General features: G+C 62.4%; 23 protein-coding genes and 1 pseudogene. 14 read left to right on the forward strand and 10 right to left on the reverse strand.

From position 1 onward, the window contains the following. Positions 1 to 181: pseudogene (locus V8352_RS18380) on the reverse strand (amidase); the annotation flags it as partial. Positions 182 to 476: 295 nt separating this feature from the next. On the opposite strand from V8352_RS18380, the gene V8352_RS18385 reads away from it, so the two are divergent. After that, entirely contained in the window at positions 477 to 1,436 is a 960-nt protein-coding gene (locus V8352_RS18385; RefSeq protein ID WP_336425747.1) for a glutathione S-transferase family protein, read from the forward strand. 149 nt (positions 1,437 to 1,585) lie between these two features. Here the strand turns inward: V8352_RS18385 and V8352_RS18390 are convergent, their stop codons facing one another. Genes V8352_RS18390 through V8352_RS18400 form a run of 3 tightly spaced genes read right to left on the reverse strand, consistent with a single transcriptional unit; the run spans position 1,586 to position 5,021 of the window. Further along, positions 1,586 to 1,894 carry a hypothetical protein gene (locus V8352_RS18390; protein WP_336425748.1) on the reverse strand — a complete coding sequence of 103 codons (309 nt, stop codon included), beginning with the start codon at positions 1,892 to 1,894 and terminating at the stop codon, positions 1,586 to 1,588. After that, the gene (gene ctaD / locus V8352_RS18395; protein ID WP_336425749.1) at positions 1,891 to 4,374 is read right to left on the reverse strand and encodes a cytochrome c oxidase subunit I; all 2,484 of its coding nucleotides are present in this window, start codon (positions 4,372 to 4,374) and stop codon (positions 1,891 to 1,893) included. The genes V8352_RS18390 and ctaD overlap by 4 nt, the downstream gene beginning before the upstream one ends. Further along, positions 4,371 to 5,021, reverse strand: coding sequence for a cytochrome c oxidase subunit II (locus V8352_RS18400; RefSeq protein WP_336425750.1), 651 nt, complete (start codon positions 5,019 to 5,021; stop codon positions 4,371 to 4,373). The genes ctaD and V8352_RS18400 overlap by 4 nt, the downstream gene beginning before the upstream one ends. Before the next feature lie 54 nt (positions 5,022 to 5,075). On the opposite strand from V8352_RS18400, the gene V8352_RS18405 reads away from it, so the two are divergent. Then, positions 5,076 to 5,606, forward strand: coding sequence for a DUF2231 domain-containing protein (locus tag V8352_RS18405; RefSeq protein ID WP_336425751.1), 531 nt, complete (start codon positions 5,076 to 5,078; stop codon positions 5,604 to 5,606). Here the strand turns inward: V8352_RS18405 and V8352_RS18410 are convergent. From V8352_RS18410 to V8352_RS18420, 3 genes are read right to left on the reverse strand one after another with little or no spacing between them, the layout of a single operon-like run. Beyond that, positions 5,576 to 6,088, reverse strand: coding sequence for a CopD family protein (locus tag V8352_RS18410; RefSeq protein ID WP_336425752.1), 513 nt, complete (start codon positions 6,086 to 6,088; stop codon positions 5,576 to 5,578). The two genes, V8352_RS18405 and V8352_RS18410, sit on opposite strands and share 31 nt — an antisense overlap. After that, positions 6,085 to 6,798 (reverse strand): cytochrome c oxidase assembly protein, encoded by a 714-nt coding sequence (locus V8352_RS18415; RefSeq protein WP_336425753.1) that lies wholly within the window; start codon positions 6,796 to 6,798, stop codon positions 6,085 to 6,087. The genes V8352_RS18410 and V8352_RS18415 overlap by 4 nt, the downstream gene beginning before the upstream one ends. Continuing rightward, complete coding sequence (locus tag V8352_RS18420; protein WP_336425754.1) at positions 6,798 to 6,929, reverse strand: hypothetical protein; 132 nt, start codon at positions 6,927 to 6,929, stop codon at positions 6,798 to 6,800. Before V8352_RS18420 ends, V8352_RS18415 begins: the two co-directional genes overlap by 1 nt. 324 nt (positions 6,930 to 7,253) lie before the next feature. On the opposite strand from V8352_RS18420, the gene V8352_RS18425 reads away from it, so the two are divergent. After that, positions 7,254 to 7,541, forward strand: coding sequence for an SH3 domain-containing protein (locus V8352_RS18425; protein ID WP_336425755.1), 288 nt, complete (start codon positions 7,254 to 7,256; stop codon positions 7,539 to 7,541). A gap of 41 nt (positions 7,542 to 7,582) precedes the next feature. Here V8352_RS18425 and V8352_RS18430 read toward each other — a convergent pair whose 3' ends face one another. After that, positions 7,583 to 8,392 (reverse strand): helix-turn-helix domain-containing protein, encoded by an 810-nt coding sequence (locus tag V8352_RS18430; protein WP_336425756.1) that lies wholly within the window; start codon positions 8,390 to 8,392, stop codon positions 7,583 to 7,585. A 123-nt stretch (positions 8,393 to 8,515) separates the two neighbouring features. Between V8352_RS18430 and V8352_RS18435 the strand changes: the two genes are divergently transcribed. The 7 genes from V8352_RS18435 (at position 8,516) to V8352_RS18465 (ending at position 16,152) form a co-directional block, all read left to right on the forward strand. Beyond that, positions 8,516 to 10,525 (forward strand): CocE/NonD family hydrolase, encoded by a 2,010-nt coding sequence (locus V8352_RS18435; protein ID WP_336425757.1) that lies wholly within the window; start codon positions 8,516 to 8,518, stop codon positions 10,523 to 10,525. Continuing rightward, complete coding sequence (locus V8352_RS18440) at positions 10,522 to 12,183, forward strand: ABC transporter substrate-binding protein (protein WP_336425758.1); 1,662 nt, start codon at positions 10,522 to 10,524, stop codon at positions 12,181 to 12,183. Before V8352_RS18435 ends, V8352_RS18440 begins: the two co-directional genes overlap by 4 nt. Positions 12,184 to 12,246: 63 nt before the next feature. After that, positions 12,247 to 13,215: an ABC transporter permease gene (locus V8352_RS18445; protein ID WP_336425759.1), complete on the forward strand. Its 969-nt coding sequence runs from the start codon at positions 12,247 to 12,249 to the stop codon at positions 13,213 to 13,215. Positions 13,216 to 13,308: 93 nt separating this feature from the next. Beyond that, a complete protein-coding gene (locus V8352_RS18450) occupies positions 13,309 to 13,947 on the forward strand; it encodes an ABC transporter permease (RefSeq protein WP_442971065.1) in 639 nt (212 codons plus the stop codon). After that, a complete protein-coding gene (locus tag V8352_RS18455; RefSeq protein ID WP_336425774.1) occupies positions 13,845 to 14,195 on the forward strand; it encodes an ABC transporter permease in 351 nt (116 codons plus the stop codon). The genes V8352_RS18450 and V8352_RS18455 overlap by 103 nt, the downstream gene beginning before the upstream one ends. Beyond that, positions 14,192 to 15,178, forward strand: a complete 987-nt coding sequence (locus tag V8352_RS18460; RefSeq protein WP_336425761.1) for an ABC transporter ATP-binding protein — start codon at positions 14,192 to 14,194, stop codon at positions 15,176 to 15,178. Before V8352_RS18455 ends, V8352_RS18460 begins: the two co-directional genes overlap by 4 nt. Then, the gene (locus V8352_RS18465; protein ID WP_336425762.1) at positions 15,175 to 16,152 is read left to right on the forward strand and encodes an ABC transporter ATP-binding protein; all 978 of its coding nucleotides are present in this window, start codon (positions 15,175 to 15,177) and stop codon (positions 16,150 to 16,152) included. Before V8352_RS18460 ends, V8352_RS18465 begins: the two co-directional genes overlap by 4 nt. Before the next feature lie 35 nt (positions 16,153 to 16,187). On the opposite strand, the gene V8352_RS18470 is transcribed toward V8352_RS18465, so the two are convergent. Both V8352_RS18470 and V8352_RS18475 read right to left on the reverse strand, forming a co-directional pair. Continuing rightward, entirely contained in the window at positions 16,188 to 17,822 is a 1,635-nt protein-coding gene (locus tag V8352_RS18470; RefSeq protein WP_336425763.1) for an amidohydrolase, read from the reverse strand. A 64-nt stretch (positions 17,823 to 17,886) separates the two neighbouring features. Continuing rightward, positions 17,887 to 18,774 (reverse strand): LysR substrate-binding domain-containing protein, encoded by an 888-nt coding sequence (locus V8352_RS18475; protein WP_336425764.1) that lies wholly within the window; start codon positions 18,772 to 18,774, stop codon positions 17,887 to 17,889. 166 nt (positions 18,775 to 18,940) lie between these two features. Between V8352_RS18475 and V8352_RS18480 the strand changes: the two genes are divergently transcribed. The 4 genes from V8352_RS18480 to V8352_RS18495 are packed head-to-tail and all read left to right on the forward strand — an operon-like array spanning position 18,941 to position 23,111. Continuing rightward, entirely contained in the window at positions 18,941 to 19,960 is a 1,020-nt protein-coding gene (locus V8352_RS18480; protein WP_336425765.1) for a dimethylarginine dimethylaminohydrolase family protein, read from the forward strand. Positions 19,961 to 20,013: 53 nt separating this feature from the next. Further along, entirely contained in the window at positions 20,014 to 21,054 is a 1,041-nt protein-coding gene (locus V8352_RS18485) for an ABC transporter substrate-binding protein (protein ID WP_336425766.1), read from the forward strand. A 6-nt stretch (positions 21,055 to 21,060) separates the two neighbouring features. Next, positions 21,061 to 22,206, forward strand: a complete 1,146-nt coding sequence (locus tag V8352_RS18490; protein ID WP_336425767.1) for an ABC transporter ATP-binding protein — start codon at positions 21,061 to 21,063, stop codon at positions 22,204 to 22,206. Continuing rightward, positions 22,203 to 23,111 (forward strand): ABC transporter permease, encoded by a 909-nt coding sequence (locus V8352_RS18495; RefSeq protein WP_336425768.1) that lies wholly within the window; start codon positions 22,203 to 22,205, stop codon positions 23,109 to 23,111. The genes V8352_RS18490 and V8352_RS18495 overlap by 4 nt, the downstream gene beginning before the upstream one ends. The last annotated feature ends 1 nt before the right edge of the window (position 23,112 follow it).

A 23,112-nucleotide genomic window follows, 5' to 3' on the forward strand; every position in this document is an offset into this window, starting at 1 on the left:
GATCCCAGCAGGTGGTGGGCATAGCATTGATACTGGGCTCAACAGCTTCGGTGCGCGCTCGCGATGAATTAATCAGATCGCCCGGTGTGATTTCTCCCTTGCGCAGAAGTGCGACGACTTCATGCGCTTCATGTGCGCAGAGCTCTGGCCCAGTGAAGGGATGTGATCCAGACGATTTCATAGTGCCATTCCGACGATAAGCGCGCTGTCGCGGCGCGCACCAACGACAAAACAGAGAAACTACCCTTCTTCAATAGCACAACGCAAACGCAGGAACGGGTTTTGATCTGCAAAATCAATCTAGAAGCCCAAAATAGAAAGCCTCGGCTTCTCGTTACGCTGCGCAAAAAAATTGTAGATCGCAGCCTCCATCCTCGATTCACGGCGGGAATTCTTGATAGAACTCGTGCTACAGAGCCTTGAGGAGGGCGGGGCGGTTTTGTAGCCTTTTCCTATAAAATCCATGTATGAGCTGATTGTTCGAAAAGGAATACAAATTGCCTGATCCAACGTCCGAGGTGATCTTTCACGCCTTCCCGCAATCTCCTGTTGCCGAGAAAGTCAGAGTCACCTTTGGCATAAAGGGACTTGCGTGGCGAAGCGTGGAAGTCCCGCGCCTGCCACCCAAACCAATGCTGACAACTCTCACTGGCGGCTACCGGCGCACGCCGGTCATGCAGATCGGTGCGGACATTTACTGTGACAGCCAGTGCATCATCCGGGAACTTGAACGGCGATACCCCTCCCCTGGCTTCATGTCCACGACGGAGCAGGGCTTGATGTGGTGCCTCAGCAGGTGGACGGACGGGACCTTGTTTGACCTGACAGTGCGACACGTTCTGGGTGCGGCTGGCGATAGTCTGGACAAGGACATTGCTGCGGATCGTGGACGTCTTTACTTTGGCGAGGACTGGGCCACAGGGCTTAAGCATGCCAACGCCGATCTGCCACATCTGATGTCCCAGATGCGCGCGCCCCTGTCATGGCTGAACGCGCAACTGTCTGATGGGCGCCTATTCTTGCTCGGTTCGCAGCCGACTGCGATAGATGCACAGTTCTACCATATTGTTTGGTTCTTACGGTGCCGATGGGCAGACGGGCCATCGTTTCTGTCCGAGTTCGAAGACCTCGTTCGCTGGGAGGGAAATATCCGTGAACTTGGCCATGGCGCCCCGAGCGAAATGGACCCACAGGATGCCATAACGCGCGCAAAGGAACTGGAGCCAACGGCCATGACGGGTGTGGCCGCGGACGACCCTCAGCGCCTCTCGGTCGGGCAATCCGTAACGATTCAACCTGACGTTAATGGCGGCGAGAAACCAGTTTCAGGGAAGATACGCTACGCGGATGCAGAGACAGTCGTTTTAGAACGCTTCTCCGAAGATGTGGGTGCTGTGTGCGTCCACTTTCCGCGATTTGGATACCGGATAGCCTGATCCTGTCAGAAGAATCTGGCTGGAGCCGGGTAAGGGTGCTCGCTAGCGTTTGCACATGACCAAATACAGGGATTGAATCCCAATCGCGATTAAATCCGTCGGAATTCGCGAACCAGTTATATCGCGGCGAACTGGCCTGGTCTGCGGGTCTATCCTGCATCGAACGACGTGCAGGCCGTCAAAACCACGACGGGGAAGAGGGTCCAGATGACCGCGATGATCCCGATGATGGCAAGGGTGATGCTGGCCCATCGGCTCACTCCCCGCTGCATGCCCGAGGCTTGACTGGTCAGGACCAGCAGGAACGCGACTTGCAGGGCCAAGGCGACCCCCGCGGCGGCGACGACAGGTGTGTGGGTCCAGCCTTGGGCACAAGCGATGCCATGCACCCCATAGACGGCGCTGAAGGAGGCAAGCCACAGCACAAGCGGCCCGAAGAGGCGAATTACCTCGCTCATGACAAGACCTCGGGGGCAAAGGCGGCCACCAGCGCGACAAGCGCGATGACCGCGGCATAATCGATCCAGAGCCGGACAATCCGGACTTCACCGCTGCGGCGTGCCGACAGATACCCGGTCGCCGATCTGCCGATGACGAAGGCTGACATGAGGGCCGCGAGGGCGGCGTGGAAGAGGGCATAGCCGCCGATCACCCACAAGGTCGCATCATGCGCGTGGCGGGCCGGGTCAGGCAGTGCCAGCAGGATCGACAGGGCGCCCGCCATCACCCCGAGCGTGCCGATCAGCGACAGGATGAGGCCAGCAAGGGCGCTGCCCCCGCGGTGAAGTCTGGCCGAGGCAAACCGGATGGCGATCGGTGCGATGAGTGCTCCGGCGACGGCGACCCCAATCCAGAGCACGTTGGTGACGGCCCAATCCGGCGGGGGCCAGTTGGGGGCGACCGTCCAGAGAAACGCATAGCCGAACAGCAGCGAGCCGAAGAAGGTCGCATTGGCGATCAGCAGGAACACCGACCCCCACCAGCCGGGGGGATGGGCGGTCTCCGAGGCATAGGGCAGCGTCATGCCGTGTCCGGCGGCCTGCGGGCCCTGATCGGTCCTGTGGCCAAGGCTCCAGACCCAGCGGACTGCGAGGGCAACGACGACAGCACCCGAGAGCGGCACCAGCCAGTAGGCCTTGATCAGCATGCCGAGGAAAATCCCCCCGGTCACAAAGGCCATGATAATCGGCAAACAGGTGTTTTGCGGATAAACGACAATGCCATCGGGCCGCCCGGTCGCGGTGTCGACCGTCAGTGTTTCGCGCAGGCCGGCGCGCGGCGTGCCAAGATAGCCTTCGCCCTTCGCCAGCCGCACCGCCAGATCGGCGTCATCGGTCAACGGATCGCGCGACGTCACCTCCGGCAAACTGGCGAAGTTGTAGGGCGGGGGCGGGATCGGCATGGCCCAGTCCAGCGTGCCCGCACGCCACGGGTTGCGCGGACCGCGCGAGCGTCGAACCGCGTTCACCACCACGTCGATCAGGATCAGGGCAAAGCCGATCGCCATGACGAAGCTGAAAACCGAGGAGATCAGATTGATCACCTCCCACCCGGACCCGACATCATAGGTGTCGATCCGGCGGCGCTGCCCCAGCAGCCCGACCCAATGCATCAGCAGGAACGTGCCGTGAAACCCGACAAAGACCAGCCAGAACGCCGTCTCGCCCAGGTTGAAGAACCGCTTGCGCCCGGTCAGATGCGGCATCCAGTAATAGAGTGCGGCCAGCATCGGAAAGACGAAGCCACCCACCAGCACATAATGCAGATGTGCCGTCACGAATGCCGTATCGTGCACTTGCCAGTCAAACGGCACGACAGCGACCATCACCCCGGTCAGGCCACCGATCACGAAGGTCGCAAAGAACCCGACGATCCACAGCATGGGCAGCCGCATCTGCGGGCGCCCCTTCCATAAGGTGCCGAGCCAGGCAAATATCTGCACCCCCGTCGGCACCGCAACGAGGGTGGACGCGGCGGAAAAGAAGGCGAGCGCCATGTGCGGAATGCCCGTGGCGAACATGTGGTGCACCCAGATGCCGAAGCTGAGCACGCCAAGCGAAATCGCCGCGACCACAACCCACCCGTAGCCCAGCAGGGTCGTGCGCGCCATCACCGGCAGGATCGTCGAGATGACCCCGGCGGCGGGCAGGAAGATGATATAGACCTCAGGGTGGCCGAACAGCCAGAACAGGTGCTGCCACAAGAGGCTGTCGCCACCATGCTCGACCTGAAAGAACGGCAAGCCAAAGGCGCGCTCCAGCTCCAGCAGAAGCGAGCCGAGGATCAACGGCGGAAAGCCCGTCAGGATCATCAGCGAGGTGACCAGCGCATACCAGGCGAAGATCGGCATGCGCCACAGCGTCATTCCCGGCGCGCGGTAGCGCAGGATGGAAACGGTGATCTCCACCGCAGCGCAGATGGCCGAAATCTCGACGAAGGTGATGCCGATCAGCCAGAAATCCGAATTGATCCCCGGACTGCCAAGGGTTGACGACAGCGGCGGATACATGAACCAGCCGGAATCGGGCGCGATGCCCGCCAGCAGCGCAAAGATCAGCATCGAGCCGCCGAACACATAGCACCAGAATCCATAGGCCGTCAGACGCGGAAAGGCGAGGTCGCGCGCTCCCAGCAGTTTCGGCAGAAGATAGACGGCCAGCCCCTCGAACAGGGGAATGGCGAAGAGGAACATCATGATCGTGCCGTGCATGGTGAAGATCTGGTTGTAGATCTCGGGGCCCATGAAGGGCGAGCGCGGCGTGGCCAGCTGCGCCCGGATCAGCATCGCAAGAATGCCACCGATGAAAAAGAACGTCGCGGCAACCAGCAGGAACATCCGGCCGATGTCGCCGTGGTTGACCGTGGTCAGCCAGCCGCGCCAACCGGGGTCGGAGGCCCAGATCCGCGTCAGTTCGCGGTGGCGGCGCAGCGCGTTCATCGGGCGGCACCTTCGACCAATTCGGACCAGGCGTCCGCATCATGCGCGGTCACGACAAATCGGTGGCCAGCATAGCCCTTGCCATTGAATTCGGCGCCGACGCCCGCGTAATCGCCCGGCATGTCGGCCTGAATCCTGAGCACGTTCACATGGCCCGGAATCGCATCCAGCTTGCCCGCCAGACGCGGCACCCAAAAGCTGTGGATCACGTCAAGGCTGGTGATATGCACATCGACCGGACGGCCTGCGGGAATGTGCAGCACGCCGTCCGTATCCTCCACGCTCAGGCCGGGGTAGGCAAAGCGCCAGGCCCATTGCCGCGCTTCGGCCTCCACGGCCACGACATCCGTTCCGGCGCGTGGCAGCAGGCGTTCGCCGATGACCAGCCCGTAGGCGAGCAGGGCCGCGAGAACGGTGATTGGAAACACGAGGCCCAGACCGATGATCCAGCGGCCTTCGCCGCCGCGCTCCGCCTCCGGGGCGTCGGACCCGCGGACGCGGAACGCCAGCGCCAGCAGTGCCATGACGAGCACAAAGATTGCGACCGCCCCGGCCAGAAGCACCCACCACAGGGTTGCAATCGCCGCGGCGGCCGGCCCGGCCGGATGAAGGACGGACAGCCGGTCGGTGCAACCAACCAGCAGCATCAGCGTTGAAAGCGTAAAGAACAGGCGTCCGCCCCTGCGAAAAGGAAAACCACGATGACGCAAGACCCGGAGACCCAAGATTTGGCCAAAACCCCGGACGATGCGCTGGTGGACCCGATCACCACCAACCCAGACTTCGAACTGACCTCGTCCAAGATCGCGATCCTCGGTCACCCGATCCACGCCATGACGGTGGCCTTTCCCGTGGCGTTGACCTTCTGCACCTTCGGGGCAGACGCCTTTTATTGGTGGACAGGCGACGCGTTCTGGGCCCGCGCTGCCGTCTGGGCCTCGGGCACGGCCTTTCTGTTCGGGCTTCTCGCGGCCCTGTCGGGAACCATGGAGTTGCTGATGGTGCCGGGCATTCGGGTTCGCTCCGCCGCCTGGACCCATGCCGCAATCGCCGTCCTGCTGCTGTCGCTGCTGGGGGCGAACTGGGGATACCGTATGACCGGATACGAGACCGTGATCCTGCCATACGGAATCCTGCTGTCGGCGTTCAACGTGCTTGTGGTCGGGGCGACGGGTTGGCATGGCGGCAAGCTCGTTTTCGATTACGGTTTGGGGGCAGCGAAGGGAAGCTGACCGTCCTGCGTCTGGGTCAACCATTCAGGCATCGGCAGGCCGTGCAGGTCGGGTTTCCCCAGGACCAGCGCCAGAATGGCGAGGACCGGCACCAGCAGCAGGATCAGCGGCAGCACGGGCTTGGGCGGGACATGCTGGCCCGCGCTCTCGGCAACCCGCGTGAGGATGCCGCCGATCCAAGCGTGGAAAGCGACGAGAAGCGCCACGAAGACCAACTTGGCGAACAACCACGGCACATAGGCCTCGCGCAGGAAGATAAGCGCGGTTCCCGAGCCGATGGCCACCAGCGCAGCGGGGGTGATGGCAAAGACATAGCTGAAATGGGTGATGTGGCGGATGCGCGTGAAATCCGCCTGACTGGCCGCCTTGTCGTGCAGCGAAAGCATCAACGGCAGAGCCGCCAGTCCGCCACACCAGAAGATGAGGGCCGCAATGTGCAGCCCCTTGAAGTGCGGGATCAGGCCTTTTGCAAGCTCGTTCATGGCTGCGCGGCAGGCTGGCGACCCCAGCCGCGCCGTGCCGCCAGCACGCCGAAGGCGAGGTAGGGAAGGGCGGCCGGAATCCACATGATCAGACCGCCAAGTTGCTGGTCCTGAAGCGAGGTGAACCCCCAGTCCATCGGCGCGACCGCGTGGATCTCGTAGAGCGCTTGAGGCGCCAGCGTCAGCAAGGCACCCAGGAACGCCATCTGCATGAAACCGGCCCAGATCAGCAGGATCATCGATCCTGCGGGCTGATCGGGATGCAGGACAGCGCGCCAGAAGATCACGGCGGGCACGAACAGGGTCGCCTGCATCGCCCAATAGATCGCGACGTTCGACAGGGCCGCATCATAGGCGGCTGGCAAGTGCCAAAGCCAAAGCGGCACCGTCGCCACAAGGAAGGCCGGAAAGACAGCCACAAGGCGCGCCGGGCGCAACGCCAGCGCAAGCAGCGGGGCCGCAACCGCGATCAGCAGGACATGATGAACGACACGGGCCGAGAACAGCGCGACCGACAGCGCACAGAGCGGCGAGACGAAGGTGATCACCAGAACCGCGACGGCCGCCGCGCCGGGCCTGCGCCGCCCGACAGTGAGGGCCATCACTGCAAGGCCAAGGAGCAAGACCGGATCGAGGTTCCATTGCAACAGGATATCGGCCGGAAGGGGGGCCGGGCCGCAATAAACACCGTCCGCCCACGAACGCTCCATCACTGCACCGCCGGGAGCGACGTCGAACAGGCTGTGTCATGGCTGGCAAATGGCCGGGTCATCACCAGATGGGCGGCCCCGCCGTCCGAAACACCCGCAGGCCGGGTCACGGGTATCATCCAATCTGGCATGAGTCTGCTCCCTGTTCCGGGCTTCATTCGCAAGTCCAACGCGCAACACGGAAATCTGTTCCCACCAACCCGGCAGATTGCAGAGTTGGGGGCAAAGCCCTTGTCATATGCGGGATCTCTTCGGCGGTGATTGGGCCGGGATCGTCGTTGCCGAAACGCGGTCGTGCCTTGGCTGCAAGCACCGGATCGATGCGTTTAGCACGGGGGTGGGGTAAAACCCCTGGCCAAAATGGCCGCCCGATCATTAAACACTGGCGCAAGACCGGGCAGACATGACAAGCATTCGCCCGAAGATAGAAGAATTGACAATGAATGAGGCAAGTCATGAACCGAACTGCACCGTTTGCCATTTTGGCGCTCATGCTCGTCGCCAGTTGCGGCGCCGCACCGGGCAACCGCACGATGGTCGAGGGCGCGGGGCCGGATGAGCTGCTGAAGCTTCGGGCCGGTCCCGGTCTGGGCTATCGGGTGGTGCTTGGCCTGCCCGATGGGACCGATCTGATCCGCCGCGATTGCGTGACTGAAATCGGCCAGCTCTGGTGCCAGGTCTCGCTTGGATCTTTGCCCGGCATCACCGGATATGTGTCAGCCGACTACCTGTCGGTAAAATAGCGTCCGGCGGCGCCGGATGGACCTGAAAAAGACCGGCACCTTCAAATCTCGTCGATCTCGAAGACCCATTCTTCGGGGCCGATCTGGTTGTGGATGAGGAGTTTGACCCAATCGTCGATGTCCTGCGGCTCGAACAGGCCGCAGCGCGCCAAGGCGCGGCGAAGATCGATCCGCTCACCCAGAAACTCCAGCACGACCGCCGAGGCGGCCGGCTTGCGACCGCGCCGCATCGAACCGCCGGTCTGGACGCCGCGCAGATGGCCGGGACGCGGGGTGTAGGACGGGTAGAGCATAAGCTGCGTGATCGAACTAGCCGCCAGAACGTCATGCTCGATGATGTGGATGCGGTGACCCAGATGGAAGGCCAGCCCTTCGTATTTGCTGACGAAGCGGTCATCAGGAAGCTCGGGGTTTGTCCCGACTTCGATATTCTTCCACAGGTGCCGACCGTCCTTTTCGGTGATGACGGCCAGTGATCGGGTAATGTGACCGGGATAGCCGAAGGTATAGAAGTACCGGAAATACCACCCTGTATAGCGCGTCATCTCGCCAGACAGTCGATGCAATTTCTCGACGACATCGAGGTGCTGGGGCAAGGATTCGCTATGTGGCAAGGGTTTGCGCAGCGATATCAGGCTGGAAAACCGGGCAGGGTCCATCAACAGCTCGGATTCGGTGACGCCGAAGAAGTCGCAGATGCGGCGCATGTTGTGCCGCGAAGGTCGAACAGAGCCGGCGAGATACTTGTTGAACTGCTGCCGGTTGACGCCGATGCGGCGACAGACTTCGGTGATTGACGGCAAAAGGCTGCAGGCAAAGGCGAGGTTGGCGGCGAAGGGATCATTGGTCATGCCCACTATCGCATACTGACGCACAAAAAGTGTCAAGAGCAGTTTGCCTGCGAAGTTGCGGCGCAGGACCATGAGGCGTTTACTTGCCGCCGAAATACACCCTTCAAGAAATCGAGCCCGCCCATGCAGATCGTTACGAACTATCCTCACAAAGTGCGCGAGATCGAGCATATGCAGATCGCTCTTCCGGACGGGACGCGCCTCGCCGCGCGCGTTTGGCTGCCCGAGACCGCGAGCGATGCGCCGGTGCCTGCCATTTTCGAGTATCTGCCCTATCGCAAGAACGACGGCACCTTGGCGCGCGACGTTGCCCGCGCGCCCTACATCGCCGGTCACGGCTATGCTTATGTGCGTGTGGATCTGCGCGGGTGCGGCGAATCCGAAGGTCTCATGCTGGACGAATACACCGCACAAGAGCTTCAGGATGGCTGTGATGTGATCGCGTGGCTGGCTGAACAGGCGTGGTGTGACGGCAATGTGGGTATTGTCGGCATCTCTTGGGGGGGCTTCAACGGTCTTCAGATTGCCGCCTTGCAGCCTCCCGCGCTGAAGGCCGTGGTGACGCTTTGCTCGACCGATGATCGCTATGCCGACGACATCCACTACATGGGCGGCACGATGCTGTGCGAGCAGATCAGCTGGGCCAGCCTGATGTTCGGGGCCAACACGTTGCCGCCCGATCCGCGCCATGTCGGGGAGAGCTGGCGCGAGATGTGGATGGAGCGCCTGACAGGCAGTGGCCTTTGGCTCAAGAACTGGCTCGAGCATCAGACGCGTGATGCGTTCTGGAAGCATGGGTCGATCTGCGAGGATTATTCCGCCGTTCAGGTGCCGGTCTATGCCGCGTCAGGCTGGGCCGACGGGTATCCGCGGACGGTGTTTCGTCTGATGGAAAACCTCAGCTGCCCAAAAAAGGCGCTGGTCGGACCTTGGGCGCATAAATATCCGCACATCGGCGCGCCCGGACCGGCGATCGACTGGCTCGGCGAAGAGCTGCGCTGGTGGGATCAGTGGCTCAAGGGGCAGGGGACCGGCATCATGGACGAGCCGCAGGTTCGGCTGTTCATGCAGGACCACGCAGCGCCAGCTGGTAGCTACGCGAGCCGTGAGGGTCGCTGGGTATCCGAGCCGTCGTGGCCGTCGCCCAACGTCACCCGTGTCGCCTGGGCGATGAACGAGAGCGGCGCGCTTGGCCGCGGCGCGGCGGGGCAGGGCAGCGCCGAAGTCTCAACCCCCGCCACGGTTGGTCTTCAGGCGGGCAAATGGTGCTCATATGCCAATCACGGGGATCAGCCGGTGGATCAGGGGCCGGACGACGACGACAGTGTGGTGTTTGAAACCGCACCGCTGGAGGCGGATTTCGAGATTGCGGGCGACCCCACGCTCGCCATCACCTTCACATGCGACAAGCCCGGCGCCTTGATCGCCGCGCGTCTGGTCGATGTGTCGCCCGAGGGAACAGCGACGCGGGTGAGCTATGGCATGCTGAACCTGACGCACCGCGACAGCCACGAACATCCCGAGGCGCTGACGCCCGGACGCACGCATACCGCGCGCGTTCCGCTCAAGCATGTGGCGCAGACCTTGCGCAAGGGGCACAAGCTGCGCCTCGCGCTGTCCAATACTTATTTCCCGATGGCCTGGCCCTCGCCCGAAGCGGCTGTGCTGAGCCTCGATCTGGGCCAGTGCACACTGACGCTGCCCGAGCGCAGCGGCCCGGACGGAGAGCTGCACGATCTGGGCACGGCGCGCGCTGCGCCCCCGCTGGCGGTCGAGACCCTCACGAAAGGCGGATTTGACTGGCAGGTGGAGCGTCTGGAGAATGGCGGCGCGCGTGTCACGGTCATCGATGATGACGGCACCTATCGGATCGAGGATAATGATCTGACCATCACGGCCCATTGCGAGGAGATCTACGAGCTGGAGAGCGCGGACGATCACCACCCGATCGCCCGCATCGTCTGGCATCACAAGATGCAGCGCGGCGATTGGGAGGTCAGCTCCGTGACCGAAACCGAAGTGACGTCCACGCGCCACAACTGGGGCATACGAGCCCGCCTGCGCGCCTGGGAGGGAGAGACCCTCGCGCATCAGCAGGAATGGCACGAGACGCTAGCGCGCGACCACGTTTGAGATCAGAGTTCACCAAGACGGGCGTCCATGAGGCGCACCGCGACACCCCCAAGGAGGATCAAGTCATGAAGACCGACATTCACACCATCACGCTCGGCCGGCGCGGATTTTTGCAAGGCGCGGCTGCCGCGGGCCTTGCCGCCGGCACGATGCCGCTGGCCAGCGCCGTCTGGGCGCAGTCAGGCACCGTCCTGCACGCGTTTTCATACGCCGATATCGACAAGCTGGATCCCGGTTTCTATCAGAACGGCTACAACGTCGACGTGATGAACTGCATCTATCACAAGCTGGCCCGCTACAAGCCCGGCCGCGAGTGGGAGATCGAGCTGGAGGCCGCCGAGGAGCTGGAGCAGATCGACGACACCCATATCCGGTTCAAACTGAAGCCGGGCATCATGTTCTCTGGTGGATACGGCGAAATGACGGCCGAGGACGTTAAATTCTCGTTCGAGCGCGTGCTGGAGCATGACAGCCCGGTCAAGGGCGACTGGGGCCCGCTTCAGTCGGTCGAGCTGGACGAGAATGACAAATACGCTGGCACCATCGTGCTGGAAAAGGCGTTTCAGCCGCTCTGGACCATCTCAATCCCCTACGGGGTTGGCCATATCGTGTCGAAAAAGGCCGTCATGGAAGCGACCGAAGACGGGAGCGATTTCGGGATGGAGCCGCCCGCATTCTCGGGCCCCTACATTCTGGAGGAATGGAAGCCCAATCAATACGTCAAGATGGTGCGCAACCCCGACTACTCGGGCGAATTGAAGCCCGGCTATGACGAGATCCGCATCATCCCGATGGACGACGAAAAGGTCGCCGAGCGCGCCTATGAGGCGGGCGATCTGGACTATACCGCCATCACCTTGTCGAGCCTCGAGAACTACAAGGCCAACCCGCCTGCGAACACCGTGATCGAGGAATACCCCTCGCTCTACTATGTCTGGGTCGGCATGAACCTCGAGAACGAGACGCTCAAGGACGAAAACCTGCGCAAGGCGATCCAATACGCGATCAATGTGCCGCAGATCATGGATGCCGCCTATTTCGGCGCGGCCGAGCCGTCGACCGGCCTCATCGCGCCCGGCCTCACCGGCCACCGCGAGCAGTCCATCGTGCCGCCCGAGGGCGATTTGGACAAGGCGCGGGAATATCTGGAAGCGGCCGGCGGCGCGCCGTCGCAGCCCATCACCATCGACACGCTCAATGCGACCACCTGGAAGACCATCGCCGAAGTGATCCAGGCGCAACTGGGACAGATCGGCATCCAGGTGCAGGTCAACGTTCAGGATTCAGGCTCGTTCTGGACGCTGGGCATGGAGAGCGAGGGAGACCGCTGGAAGGACATGCAACTGGTCATCAACCGCTTCTCGATGATGCCCGATCCGTTCTATGCGACCTCGTGGTTCACGACCGAGCAGGTCGGTGTGTGGAACTGGGAGCGTTTCTCGAATCCCGAGTTCGACCGGCTGCACGAGGCCGCGCTGAGTGAGGAAGACCAGGAAAAGCGCGACGAGATGTATCGCCAGATGCAGGACATGATGGAAGAGAGCGGTGCCTACCGCTTCCTCACGCATGAAGGCAGCCCGGTGATGTTCCGCGACGACGTGGAGCCTGCGCTGCGCCCCGACGCGCGTCCGCTCTATCTGGGCTTCAAACCGGCCTGATCCGGATCTGAACGACAGTCCCGGCCCCGATAAAAGGGGCCGGGCCACAATCCAAGGCGCGTCTTGCGGCGCCAATCGGGGGACGAGGGCACAATGGCGATCTATGCGATACAAAGGCTGCTTCTGTCGGTGCTGATCATCGTCGTGGCCGTGACGCTGCTGAATGTCATGCTGCATCTGGTGCCGGGCGATCCGGCGGTGATGGTCCTCGGGCCACGCGCCACGCCCGAACTGATCGAGCAGACGCGCCAGGCCATGGGGCTGGACCGGCCCTTTCTTGTCCAGATGATGATATTCTTCGGCAATCTGCTGCGCGGCGACATGGGCGTGGACATCTTTACGGGGCGGTCCGTCACCACCATCGTGATGGAGGCGCTGCCCTACACGCTGACCCTCATCGGGGCGTCGATCGTCTGGGCTGCGGCCATCGGCATTCCGCTGGGGGCCTATTCGTCGATCCGGCGCAACACATGGATCGACCGCGTCACTGGCGTGCTGTCGGTGGGCACCATTTCGATCCCGTCCTTCGTCATGGCGCTTTACGGCGTGCTGATCTTTGCGGTCTGGCTGCGTTGGCTGCCGGCCATTGGCGCGGGCGAGGGGCTGGGCCAGCAGATCGTGCATCTTATCCTGCCGGCCTTTGCCGTCGGCGTCTCATGGGTGGGCTACATCTCACGCATGGTGCGGGCCTCGATGCTGGAGGTGATGGGCGAAAACCACGTCCGTATGGCGCGTGCCTTCGGCCTGCGCGAAAGGTTGATCACGCGCGCCTATGTGCTGCGCATCGCGGTCCTGCCTGCGGTTACGCTGATTGGCGCGGGCGTTGCGCATCTCTTTTCTGCGGCGGTCTTTGTCGAGGTCATCTTTGCACGCCCCGGCATCGGCGCGCTGATCGTGTCGGCGGTGAACGAGCGGAACTATCCGATCGTTCTGGGCGCCGTGCTGATCACCACCGCCATCATCGTGCTGGCGACACTGATTTCGGATCTGGTCATTGCGTGGCTCGACCCGCGCCAACGGGAGGGTCTGTAAGTGGCCAACGCAACCGCAAATCACGTCAGCCACAAGGGGCCTTCCGCTCTTCGCATCTACATGAGCCAGCTGCTGCGCAACCCGATGGGCCTGATGGGGCTGATCCTTGTGCTCATCATCGTATGCACAGCCGCTTTTGCACCATGGCTCGCTCCTTATGACCCGAACCAGATCATGCTCGGGCCGCGCATGGGCGCGCCCTCGTGGGATCATTGGCTGGGCACCGATCATCTGGGCCGCGACCTGCTGAGCCGCGTGATCGCGGGCGGGCGCATCGCCATGCTTGTCGCATTCGCCACGCTGGGCGCGGCGATGAGCGTCGGCCTGGCGCTGGGCCTGATTGCGGGATACGGGCCGAAATGGCTGGACAACATACTGCTGCTGGTCTTCGACGCGATCCGGTCGTTTCCGGTGATCGTCTTTGGCCTGGCCGTCGTCACGCTGATTGGCCCGTCGCTTTACACGGTCATACTGGTCGTCGCCATCACCTCGATCCCGATCTATGCCCGCATCGTGCGGACCCAGACGCAGGTCCTGCGCAATTCCGAATTCATACTGGCCGAAAAGGCGATGGGGGCCAGCANTCGATCCCGATCTATGCCCGCATCGTGCGGACCCAGACGCAGGTCCTGCGCAATTCCGAATTCATACTGGCCGAAAAGGCGATGGGGGCCAGCACCTTTCGCATTCTGGGCCTGCATATTTTGCCCAATGTCCTCGGCCCGCTGCTGATCCTGGCCTCAATGGACGTGCCGATGGTCATCGCGACTGAGGCGGGGCTGAGTTTTCTGGGCATGGGGGTGCGCCCCCCCGCTCCAAGCTGGGGGACCATCCTGAATGACGGCTACAACTTCATTCGCAATTCGCCATGGCCGGTTATTGCGGGATCTGTACCCATCATTCTGGTCACGCTCGGCTTCACCTTCTTTGGAGAAGCGCTGCGCGACATCTTCGACCCCAAGTTGAGGCGAGACCTATGAGTGACGAAACCCTTCTGGAGGTGCGGGACCTGTCAATCGACTTTGGCACGCCTCGCGGACGGCTTCATGCGCTTCGCAACATCAACCTGACGGTGGCCAAGGGCCGGATCATGGGGCTGGTGGGCGAGAGCGGCTGCGGCAAGTCCACGCTCGCCTACAGCCTTGCGGCCCTGCTGGCAGGCAACGCGGTCGTCGCGGAAGGCGCGATCCTGCTGAACGGCGAGGATGTGACCAAGATGTCCGAGCGCCAATTGCGCGACATGCGCGGGCAGCGCGTCGCGATGATTTTTCAGGACCCGATGACGGCGCTCAACCCCGTGACGACCATTGGCCGCCAAATGCTGGATATCCAGTATCGCGACGCCGGGTCCAAGGCAGAGAAGCGTCAGCGCGCGGCGGCCATGCTGGAACGTGTCGGCATTCCCGACGCGGCGGCGCAGCTGTCGGCTTATCCGCACCAATTCTCGGGCGGGATGCGCCAGCGGGTCTGCATCGCCATGGCCCTTCTGACGAAACCCGATCTTCTGATCGCGGACGAGCCGACGACCGCGCTCGATGCCACGCTCGAAGTGCAGATCATCGAACTCCTGCGAGAGTTGCAGCAGGAGATAGGCTGCGCCATCGTCTTTGTCTCGCACCATCTGGGCACCGTCGCCGAGCTTTGCGACGATGTGACGGTGATGTATGCTGGCGAGGTGGCCGAGCAGGGAAGCGTGCGCGAGGTCTTTCGCAACCCTGGACATCCATACACGCAGGCGCTGCTGGAATGTGACCCGGCCCGGATCAAGGTGGCCACGCGCCAGCTTCCGACGATCAGCGGCACATTGCCCGATCTGGTGGACGTCCCGAAGGGCTGCATTTTCGCCAACCGCTGCGTACATGCCTGGGATCGGTGCCGCTCCGAAAATCCCGCGCGATATCCCGCGTCAGGTCCGCATCATTTCGCCGCTTGCCACCTTCTGGACAAGGAGACCGCGGCATGAGCGCACTTCTGGAAGTAGAAAACCTGTGTATCCGCTATCCTTCGATGGGGCGCCTGCGCGCCACGCTGACCGGGGCCGAACGTGAATTCGACGCCGTCACGGGTGTGTCCTTTACCCTGCAAAAGGGCCAAACGCTGGGCCTCGTGGGCGAGAGTGGGTCGGGCAAATCGACCGTCGCGCGCACTCTGATCGGGCTCAAGCGCGCCCATTCCGGCACGATCCGTTTCGACGGGCGCGACATCACCGGGGCCGGCGCGCGTGAATACGCGCGGCTGCGGCGCGAGATCGCGATGATGTGGCAGGATCCGATCGGATCGCTCTCGCCGCGCCTGACCATCGGTAGCCTCGTGACCGAGCCGCTCAAGATCCATGGCAAATCCGCTGACATGGGGAAGGAGGCGACACGCCTGCTCGAGATGGTGGGGCTGCCCGCGCATTTCGCTTCACGGTTTCCGCATCAGCTCTCGGGGGGGCAGGCGCGGCGCGTCGGTGTCGCGCGCGCTCTGGCGCTCGATCCGCGCCTCGTCATCGCAGACGAGCCGACTGCGGGTCTGGACATGTCGGTGCAGGCCGAGGTGCTGAACCTGCTGGCCGAAATGCAGGACAGATTGGGCATCGCGATCCTTGTCATCACGCATAACCTGAACGTGGTGCGCCACATCACCGACCGCATGGCCATCATGTATCTGGGGCGCTTCGTCGAACAGGGGCCGACGGATCAAATATGGCAGGCGCCCTGTCATCCCTATACCGAGGCGCTGTTGTCGGCGAACCCCGAGCCTGACCCTGATGCTGCAAAGGCACGCATCACGCTGGACGGCGAAATGCCCAGCCCGCGGCACCGCCCGGACGGTTGCGAATTTCACGGTCGTTGCCCGCGCGCGCAGCCCATGTGCAGCGATCAGGCCCCAGGCGTCACGCAGCATGCGCCGGATCACATCTATACCTGCCATTTTCCGGTGTGCGGCAACTGACGCACCAAGAGGATGGTCGGCATTTCTGATGACCGCTAAGACATATTGTGGCGGTCAAAGGTGCAGTGGCCACCAACAAAGGTCTGCGCCACGCGCGTCTCGGCGATCAAGTGATGGGGCATGTTGAAAATGTCGTCCTCGAGCACCGTGAAATCTCCGAGTCGGCCGACTGTCAGCAAGCCCTTGATATGCTCCTCTTTACCGGCGAAGGCTCCCAATACCGTATAGGCTTGGAGCGCCTCGAAAACGGTGATTGCCTCGTCCGCGCACAGATCGGCGCCGGTGGAGGTGAGCCTGTTCACGAGCGCATGAATGCCGCGCATGGGATTGGGGTGGCACACCGGCGAATCCGAATGCCCCGGTGCGATGATGCCTTCGTCGATCATGGAACGATGGGGCCACATGAAGCGCATCGCCTCTGCGCCCCGGTTGCGGATATACGCATCGCCCAGATCGTAGGCAAATCCCGTCGCCGACGAACAGATCACCTTGAGGCGGCTCAGTCGTTTCAGGATCGACGGCGTGACATTGCAGCAATGCTCGACCCGCATGCGATGATCCTCGACCGGATGATGGTGGAGCGCGTTCTCATAAGCATCGAGTACGAAGTCGATGCCCCTGTCGCCGACCCCATCTGCCCCCACCAGAAGCCCCGCACGATGCGCTTGCAGCACGCGCTGATTGAAATCCCCCGCCTCGTAGAGCAGCATGCCGCGGTTGTCGTCAGGCTCGCCGATGACTTTGGTGCCAATGTAGGGATCGTAGTAGGCTGCCGTGCGACCGCTGGTCGAGCAGTCAGGACACCATTCGACACCGGTCAGTCGCACCCATTCGTCTCCGAAACCGGTGCGCCAGCCCGAGCGAATGATTGCCTCGACCAGATCGTCCTCGCGGCCACTGGCCAGAAGGCCCACGCGCATCTTGAGAACACCGTCATCGCGCATGCGCTGATACGCTTCGATCCCGTGGGTCGAGGCCAGCGAGTTGTGAACCGACGTGATGCCATAGGTCGCGAAATCGGCAAAGACGTGCTGCAATCCGGCGATGAAATCCTCGGTCGTGAACGCGCTCTGGCACAGATTGACGATGGCATGCGCGGCGGTCTCGCGCAGCAGGCCCGTCGGCTCGCCCGTCTCGGGGTGGCGGTCTATCCGGCCAAAGGGCGGGTCGGGCGAGTCGCTGTCGAACCCCACTTTGGCCAAGGCCGCGCTGTTGGCAAAGCCAAGATGCGAGTCGCGACGGTAGAGAAACACCGGACGCCCGCCTGCGGCATTGTCGAGTGCATCGCGCGCCGGATAGCCGCCGAGGCGCAAATCGTCATAGCCAAAGCCGACGAACCAGGTGTCTTGCGGCGTGCCTTCAGTCTTGGTTTGGATCAGGTCCAGCAATTCCGGCAGGCTGTCCGGGCCTTTCGACAGGTCGGTCCAGCGCCCCAGCCGCGCGCCATGCAGGTCAGGGTGGCAATGGCTGTCAATGAAGCCGGGCAGGACGGTGCGGCCCATGCAATCGACGACATCTGCATTTGGGGCAAGGCCCCGGATGTCGGCGGTGCTGCCGGTCGCGACGATCCAGCCGCGCGAGATGGCCATCGCTTCGATGAACTCTCCGGGGGCTCGCATCGTGGCGATCTTTCCGTTGATGACGATCGTATCTATGGGGGTAATGTCCATTTTCCATTCCTTGAATATTTAGTGTCGAAAGGCCCGGCCCAACGCCGCAGCGCAGGCGTCAATGTCAGCTGCGGTCCTTTCGCTGGATCTCTAGCGTCAGCCAATTGATGAAGGCCCTCATCGCGCCGGTGAGCGGCTGGTCAGGCGCGGTCACCAGGTAATAAGCCAAGCTCTGGCGACGGACCTCGGCGAGCAGGGGCCTGACCAGCCGGCCTACGGCAAGATCGCCCTCCACGGTCAGATCGTCGCCCATCGCGACGCCCAGCCCTTCGCGCGCGGCGGTGATGCAATGGGTAAAATCCTGAAAGCGCAGGGTGCGCGTGACCTTCGACGGGTCCTTGCCCTGCGAGACGAAGAATTCCCGCCAATGGGCGCCGCCCGGCTCGTCGATCAGTGTGTGGTTGAACAGATCGTCGATATGGCGCACCGGCTCGGGGCCGTTCATCAGCCGGGGGCTGCACACCGGGAACACGTCAAGCTGCCGGAGCATCGTGATATTTCGGTTGGGCCAGTCGGGCCGCCCATACCGGATCTCGATATCGGCCTCGTGACTGTTGAGCTGATTGGTGGAAAACACTGTCAGGGACACATTGGGATACTGGTCCAGAAACGACGGCAGCCGCGGGATGAGCCACGCATTCGTGAGGCCCGGCATGCACGAGATGATCATGTCGCCTTCGAAGGTCTCGCTGCTGACGGTGCGCAGCGCGGCGTCGATGTCGTCGAACGCCTTGGTCAGAAAGGGGATCAACCGCCGACCCTTGGAGGTCAGCTCGATCCCGCGTCCGGCCCGGCGCGTCAGCGGAACACCTAGCGCATCTTCCAAAGCCTTGACCTGCTTGCTGATGGCGCCGTGCGTTACGTAAAGCTCCTCGGCCGCGTGGGTCAGATTGCCCCGCCGTCCCGTGGCCTCGAAGGCGCGCAGCGCACTGAACGGGGGCAGTCGTCGCAATTGCCCCGCGCTTTTCTCGGGTGTCTTTGCGCCAGCAGCAGTCTGGCCCGGCTTTTTGTGTTGTGAGTTTTTTTCCATAAAATCGGAAATTTCCTGCGGTTGTTATAATTTAACTCACACCTTAGCGTAGATTTGAAGTCACACAAGTCCGCTGAGGAAGGCCATGATGACGACACAGGTTCCAGGCCAGAAAGATACCGGCGTCTACAGCGCCACGATCAAGTTGTTCGGCTCCGAGCCCGACCCCGCATTCGAGGATCCGGACCGTATGGAACGTCTGTGGGGCCGCAACTGGGGCTGCGACAATGATGTCGGGCAGATCCGCGCGGTTCTGATGCATCGCCCCGGCTCCGAGTTCGAAGTGATCGATCGAAGCAAGACAATCGAACAGACCGGCGGATATGGCGATATCGATGCAGGCTGGTATTGGCAAAGCCGGGACATCCCCGATCTGGCGGAGTTGCAGGCCCAGCATGACGGGCTGGCCGATGCGCTGCGCGCGGAAGGGGCCGAGGTGATCTACCTCGACGGCGTCACGGGTGGGCGATTCAAATCGGTCTACACGCGCGATTCCTGCATTGCGGTGCCCGGTGGCGCGATCGTCACGCGGCTTGCGCCGCGCATGCGGCAGGGCGAAGAGCAGGTCGTGACCCGCGCGCTGGCAAAGGCGGGCGCGCCGATCCTGCGGACCTTGCAGGGCCGCGCGATGGCCGAGGGCGGCAGCTTTGCCTGGCTGAACTCGAAAACCGCTGTCATCGGGCGGGGTATCCGCCAGAACGATGAGGGCATAGCCCAGATCCGCGAGGTGCTCGCGCATGTCGGGGTCGAATTGCTGGTCGTCGATCTGCGTGGGTATGACATCCACATCGACGGGCATTTCCTGATGATCGCAGAGGACCTGGCGCTGGTTTGGGCGCAGGGCCTGCCCTTCACCTTTCTGGAAAAGCTCAAGGAGCTGGGCATACGCGCCATCGAGATGACCGACGCCGATAACCGCTGGATCGTGAATGGCCTCGCGGTGCGCCCGCGACGTGTATTGATGCCGCACGGGATATCCGATGCCACCCGCGCCACGCTTGAGGCAGAGGGCGTCGAAATCGTGACCGTGCCATATGATCGGGTGCAGATGAATGGCGGCGGAATTCACTGCTCGACATCGCCTCTGATTCGAGACAGCATGACGTAAGGTAAGCCAATTACTCACTAAACCAAAAAAAAACCATCAGGGAGACTTACAAGATGAGTATTCGCAGAACACTGTTGTCCGCTACGGCGCTCACGGTTGTTGTCGCATCGGGCGCCGGCACGGCGCTTGCGCAAGATACGCTGACGATCGCGTCATGGGGCGGCGCGTATCAGGAGGCGCAGCGCAAGGCGTGGTTTGATGTCGTCGAAGAAGAGCTCGGCATCGAAATCATCGAGGACACGACCTCGGGCCCGGCGGATGTGCGCGTGCAGGTCGCCTCGGGTAGCCCGACCTGGGATCTGACTCAGCAAGGCAACTACAGCTGCGCCTTGCTGGAGAACGAGGGCAATGTCGAGATGCTGAGTGAGGAAGTCCTGTCAGTGCCCGGCATTCCGGACAGCATGAAAGGCGAAGGCTGGATCTCCAACCTCGTCTATGGTGCCGTGCTGGCCCGCAACGACGAGGTTTTCCCTGACGACAAGCCGAATTCCTGGGCTGATTTCTGGGATACGGAGACGTATCCGGGGCCGCGAAGCATGCGCCGGAGTGCGGTCTACAACCTGGAGGCAGCTCTGATTGCCGATGGCGTGCCGATGGACGAGCTGTACCCGCTCGACACCGAACGCGCCTTCAACAAGCTCGAGGAACTCAAGGACGACGTTGGGGTCTGGTGGAGCTCAGGCGCGCAATCGGCGCAGGTCCTTCAGGATGGCGAGGTCGATATGGCGATGGTCTGGAACGGCCGCGCCCAATCGATCGCCGATGAGGGCGCTCCGGTCAGCATCACCTGGGAGGAGCAGATCGTGCTGACCGATTGCTGGATCATCCCGAAGGGGGCCAAGAACAAGGATCTGGCCATGAAGGCGATCGAGATCATGAGCCGTCCGGAAGTGCAGGCACGCATTGCGCTGTTCATCAATTACGGTCCGGCGAATGCGGATGCCTTTGACACCGGCGTCATCCCCGAAGACGTGGCCCAAGGCCTGCCGAGCCATCCCGATAACACTGGCAAAGGGTTTGTCCTGGATTCCAACTACTGGGCCGAGAACATCGACCAACTCACTCAGGACTTCGACTTCTTCATTCAGGACTGATCCTTGATGCATGACATACCCAAATCGCCCGGTCCGGCCTCCGCCGGACCGGATACTGCCGCAGCATCGTCAGGCCGGGACAAGGCACTGCCGATCAGCGTGTCGTCGCTGGTCAAGTCCTATGGTGCCTTCCACGCGCTCGACGACGTAAGCATCGACATCCACAGCGGTGAATTCATGACCCTTCTCGGCCCCTCCGGGTCGGGCAAGACGACGCTGCTCATGGTGCTGGCCGGGTTCGTGCGCCCCGACAGCGGGTCGGTGAAGTTTGGAGATGACGAAATACTGCTATTGCCGCCGCACAAGCGCGATATCGGCATGGTTTTTCAGAACTACGCGCTCTTTCCGCATATGACAGTGGCCGAAAACCTCGCCTATCCGCTGAAACTGCGCAGCATCGGCAAGGCCCAGATCCGCGAGCGCGTCGACCGGGCGCTTGACCTCGTGCAACTGACCGAGTTGGGGGACCGGGGGATCGATGCGCTGTCGGGTGGCCAGAGGCAACGTGTTGCGCTGGCCCGCGCCGTGATTTTCGAGCCGCGCATCCTGCTCATGGACGAGCCTCTTTCGGCGCTCGACAAGAACCTGCGCGAGCAAATGCAGTTCGAGGTCCGCGCCCTGCACGACCGGCTGGGCATCACCACCGTCTATGTCACCCACGACCAGCGCGAGGCGTTGACGATGTCGGACCGGATTGCCGTCATCAACGAAGGCCGGATACAGCAGGTCGATCCACCGCAACGCCTTTATGAGCGGCCCGAGACCTTCTTTGTGGCCAGCTTCATTGGGGAAACGCACCGTCTGCCGGTCGAGGTCAGCAATGGCGCGGCCAGCCTGTTCGGCCACCCCATCAAGACGCAGTCAGCGCCCGCGTCAAAGCGGCCGAACCAGACCTTGATCCTGCGTCCCGAGATGCTTCGCATTGCCGAGAGCGGCCCGGCCGACAACGAAAACCAGATGACGGGAACGCTGCGCCAGAACGTGTTTCAGGGCGACAGTTTCGTCAGCTACATCAACATACACGGGGACCACGAAATCGCTGTTCGCAGTCAGCATCGCAGCGACTATTCCCTGCCAGAGCCCGGCAGCGAAGTGCGCCTGTCATGGCTGGTGCAGGACACGGTGATCCTGGCCGAGGACGACACCCCATGAGCGCGACGGAAGCTGCCACCGATCCTGCAACCGGCGCCAGGCCGGAAAATGCGCGGGCGCTTGAGCGTCAGTCGCGCGCCGAACAGCGCAAGCTGCTGTCGCTGTCGCTGCCAGCCCTGGTTCTGGTCAGCAGTCTGGTGTTGATTCCCATTGGCTGGCTGTTCTGGCTGTCGATCTATGACACCAATGGGTTCACCGTGGAAAACTACACCCGCTTGCTGCATCCCTCCTACAAGGAGACGCTGATCACCACGTTCGAGCTGGCGTTTCTGGTGACGGGTCTGTGCATCCTGTTGGGTTATCCTCTGGCCTATCTGGCATCGCAACTGGGCCCGCGCATGTCGAGCCTGGTTCTGCTTTGCGTGCTGTTCCCATTCTGGACGTCCCTTCTGGTGCGCACATATGCGTGGTTGGTCCTGCTGCAACGCAAGGGGCTGATCAACACATGGCTGATGGATTTCGGCCTGATCGATGCGCCGCTGAAACTGGTGCATAACTTCACGGGCACGACCATCGGCATGGTGCACATCATGCTGCCGTTCTTCGTGTTGCCTGTTTATGCCAGCATGAAGAGCGTCGATTTCGATCTCATGAAGGCCGCGTCAAATCTCGGGGCGTCACCGATCAGGGCATTCTGGCAGATCTACGTTCCGCTCACCCTTTCTGGGCTGGGGGCGGGCGTGATCCTGGTGTTCGTGCTCTCGCTTGGCTTTTACGTGACGCCGGCGCTGCTTGGCGGCGGCCGGGTGATGATGTGGGCGATGCAGATCGAACGGTCCATGGCGGTCTATGCGGACTGGGGCGCGGCCAGCGCGCTGGGGGTTGTCCTGCTGGTCATGACGCTGGCCATCTTGTGGGTCTTCGGACGGCTGACCGGGGCGTTCGCGGCGACGGGGAGTAAATGAC

The organism is Roseovarius sp. D0-M9 (assembly GCF_037083805.1).
In the GTDB taxonomy this organism is placed as follows: Bacteria; Pseudomonadota; Alphaproteobacteria; order Rhodobacterales; family Rhodobacteraceae; genus Roseovarius.

Excerpts from the sequence above, each read along its gene's own strand:
- V8352_RS18470 (WP_336425763.1), bottom strand. The coding sequence starts at position 17,822 with ATGGACATTACCCCCATAGATACGATCGTCATCAACGGAAAGATCGCC.
- V8352_RS18420 (WP_336425754.1), bottom strand. The coding sequence starts at position 6,929 with ATGCCAGATTGGATGATACCCGTGACCCGGCCTGCGGGTGTTTCGGAC.
- V8352_RS18390 (WP_336425748.1), bottom strand. The coding sequence starts at position 1,894 with ATGAGCGAGGTAATTCGCCTCTTCGGGCCGCTTGTGCTGTGGCTTGCC.
- ctaD (WP_336425749.1), bottom strand. The coding sequence starts at position 4,374 with ATGAACGCGCTGCGCCGCCACCGCGAACTGACGCGGATCTGGGCCTCC.
- V8352_RS18495 (WP_336425768.1), top strand. The coding sequence starts at position 22,203 with ATGAGCGCGACGGAAGCTGCCACCGATCCTGCAACCGGCGCCAGGCCG.
- V8352_RS18430 (WP_336425756.1), bottom strand. The coding sequence starts at position 8,392 with ATGACCAATGATCCCTTCGCCGCCAACCTCGCCTTTGCCTGCAGCCTT.
- V8352_RS18490 (WP_336425767.1), top strand. The coding sequence starts at position 21,061 with ATGCATGACATACCCAAATCGCCCGGTCCGGCCTCCGCCGGACCGGAT.
- V8352_RS18480 (WP_336425765.1), top strand. The coding sequence starts at position 18,941 with ATGACGACACAGGTTCCAGGCCAGAAAGATACCGGCGTCTACAGCGCC.
- V8352_RS18425 (WP_336425755.1), top strand. The coding sequence starts at position 7,254 with ATGAACCGAACTGCACCGTTTGCCATTTTGGCGCTCATGCTCGTCGCC.
- V8352_RS18400 (WP_336425750.1), bottom strand. The coding sequence starts at position 5,021 with ATGCTGCTGGTTGGTTGCACCGACCGGCTGTCCGTCCTTCATCCGGCC.
- V8352_RS18415 (WP_336425753.1), bottom strand. The coding sequence starts at position 6,798 with ATGGAGCGTTCGTGGGCGGACGGTGTTTATTGCGGCCCGGCCCCCCTT.
- V8352_RS18465 (WP_336425762.1), top strand. The coding sequence starts at position 15,175 with ATGAGCGCACTTCTGGAAGTAGAAAACCTGTGTATCCGCTATCCTTCG.
- V8352_RS18460 (WP_336425761.1), top strand. The coding sequence starts at position 14,192 with ATGAGTGACGAAACCCTTCTGGAGGTGCGGGACCTGTCAATCGACTTT.
- V8352_RS18405 (WP_336425751.1), top strand. The coding sequence starts at position 5,076 with ATGACGCAAGACCCGGAGACCCAAGATTTGGCCAAAACCCCGGACGAT.
- V8352_RS18485 (WP_336425766.1), top strand. The coding sequence starts at position 20,014 with ATGAGTATTCGCAGAACACTGTTGTCCGCTACGGCGCTCACGGTTGTT.
- V8352_RS18410 (WP_336425752.1), bottom strand. The coding sequence starts at position 6,088 with ATGAACGAGCTTGCAAAAGGCCTGATCCCGCACTTCAAGGGGCTGCAC.
- V8352_RS18435 (WP_336425757.1), top strand. The coding sequence starts at position 8,516 with ATGCAGATCGTTACGAACTATCCTCACAAAGTGCGCGAGATCGAGCAT.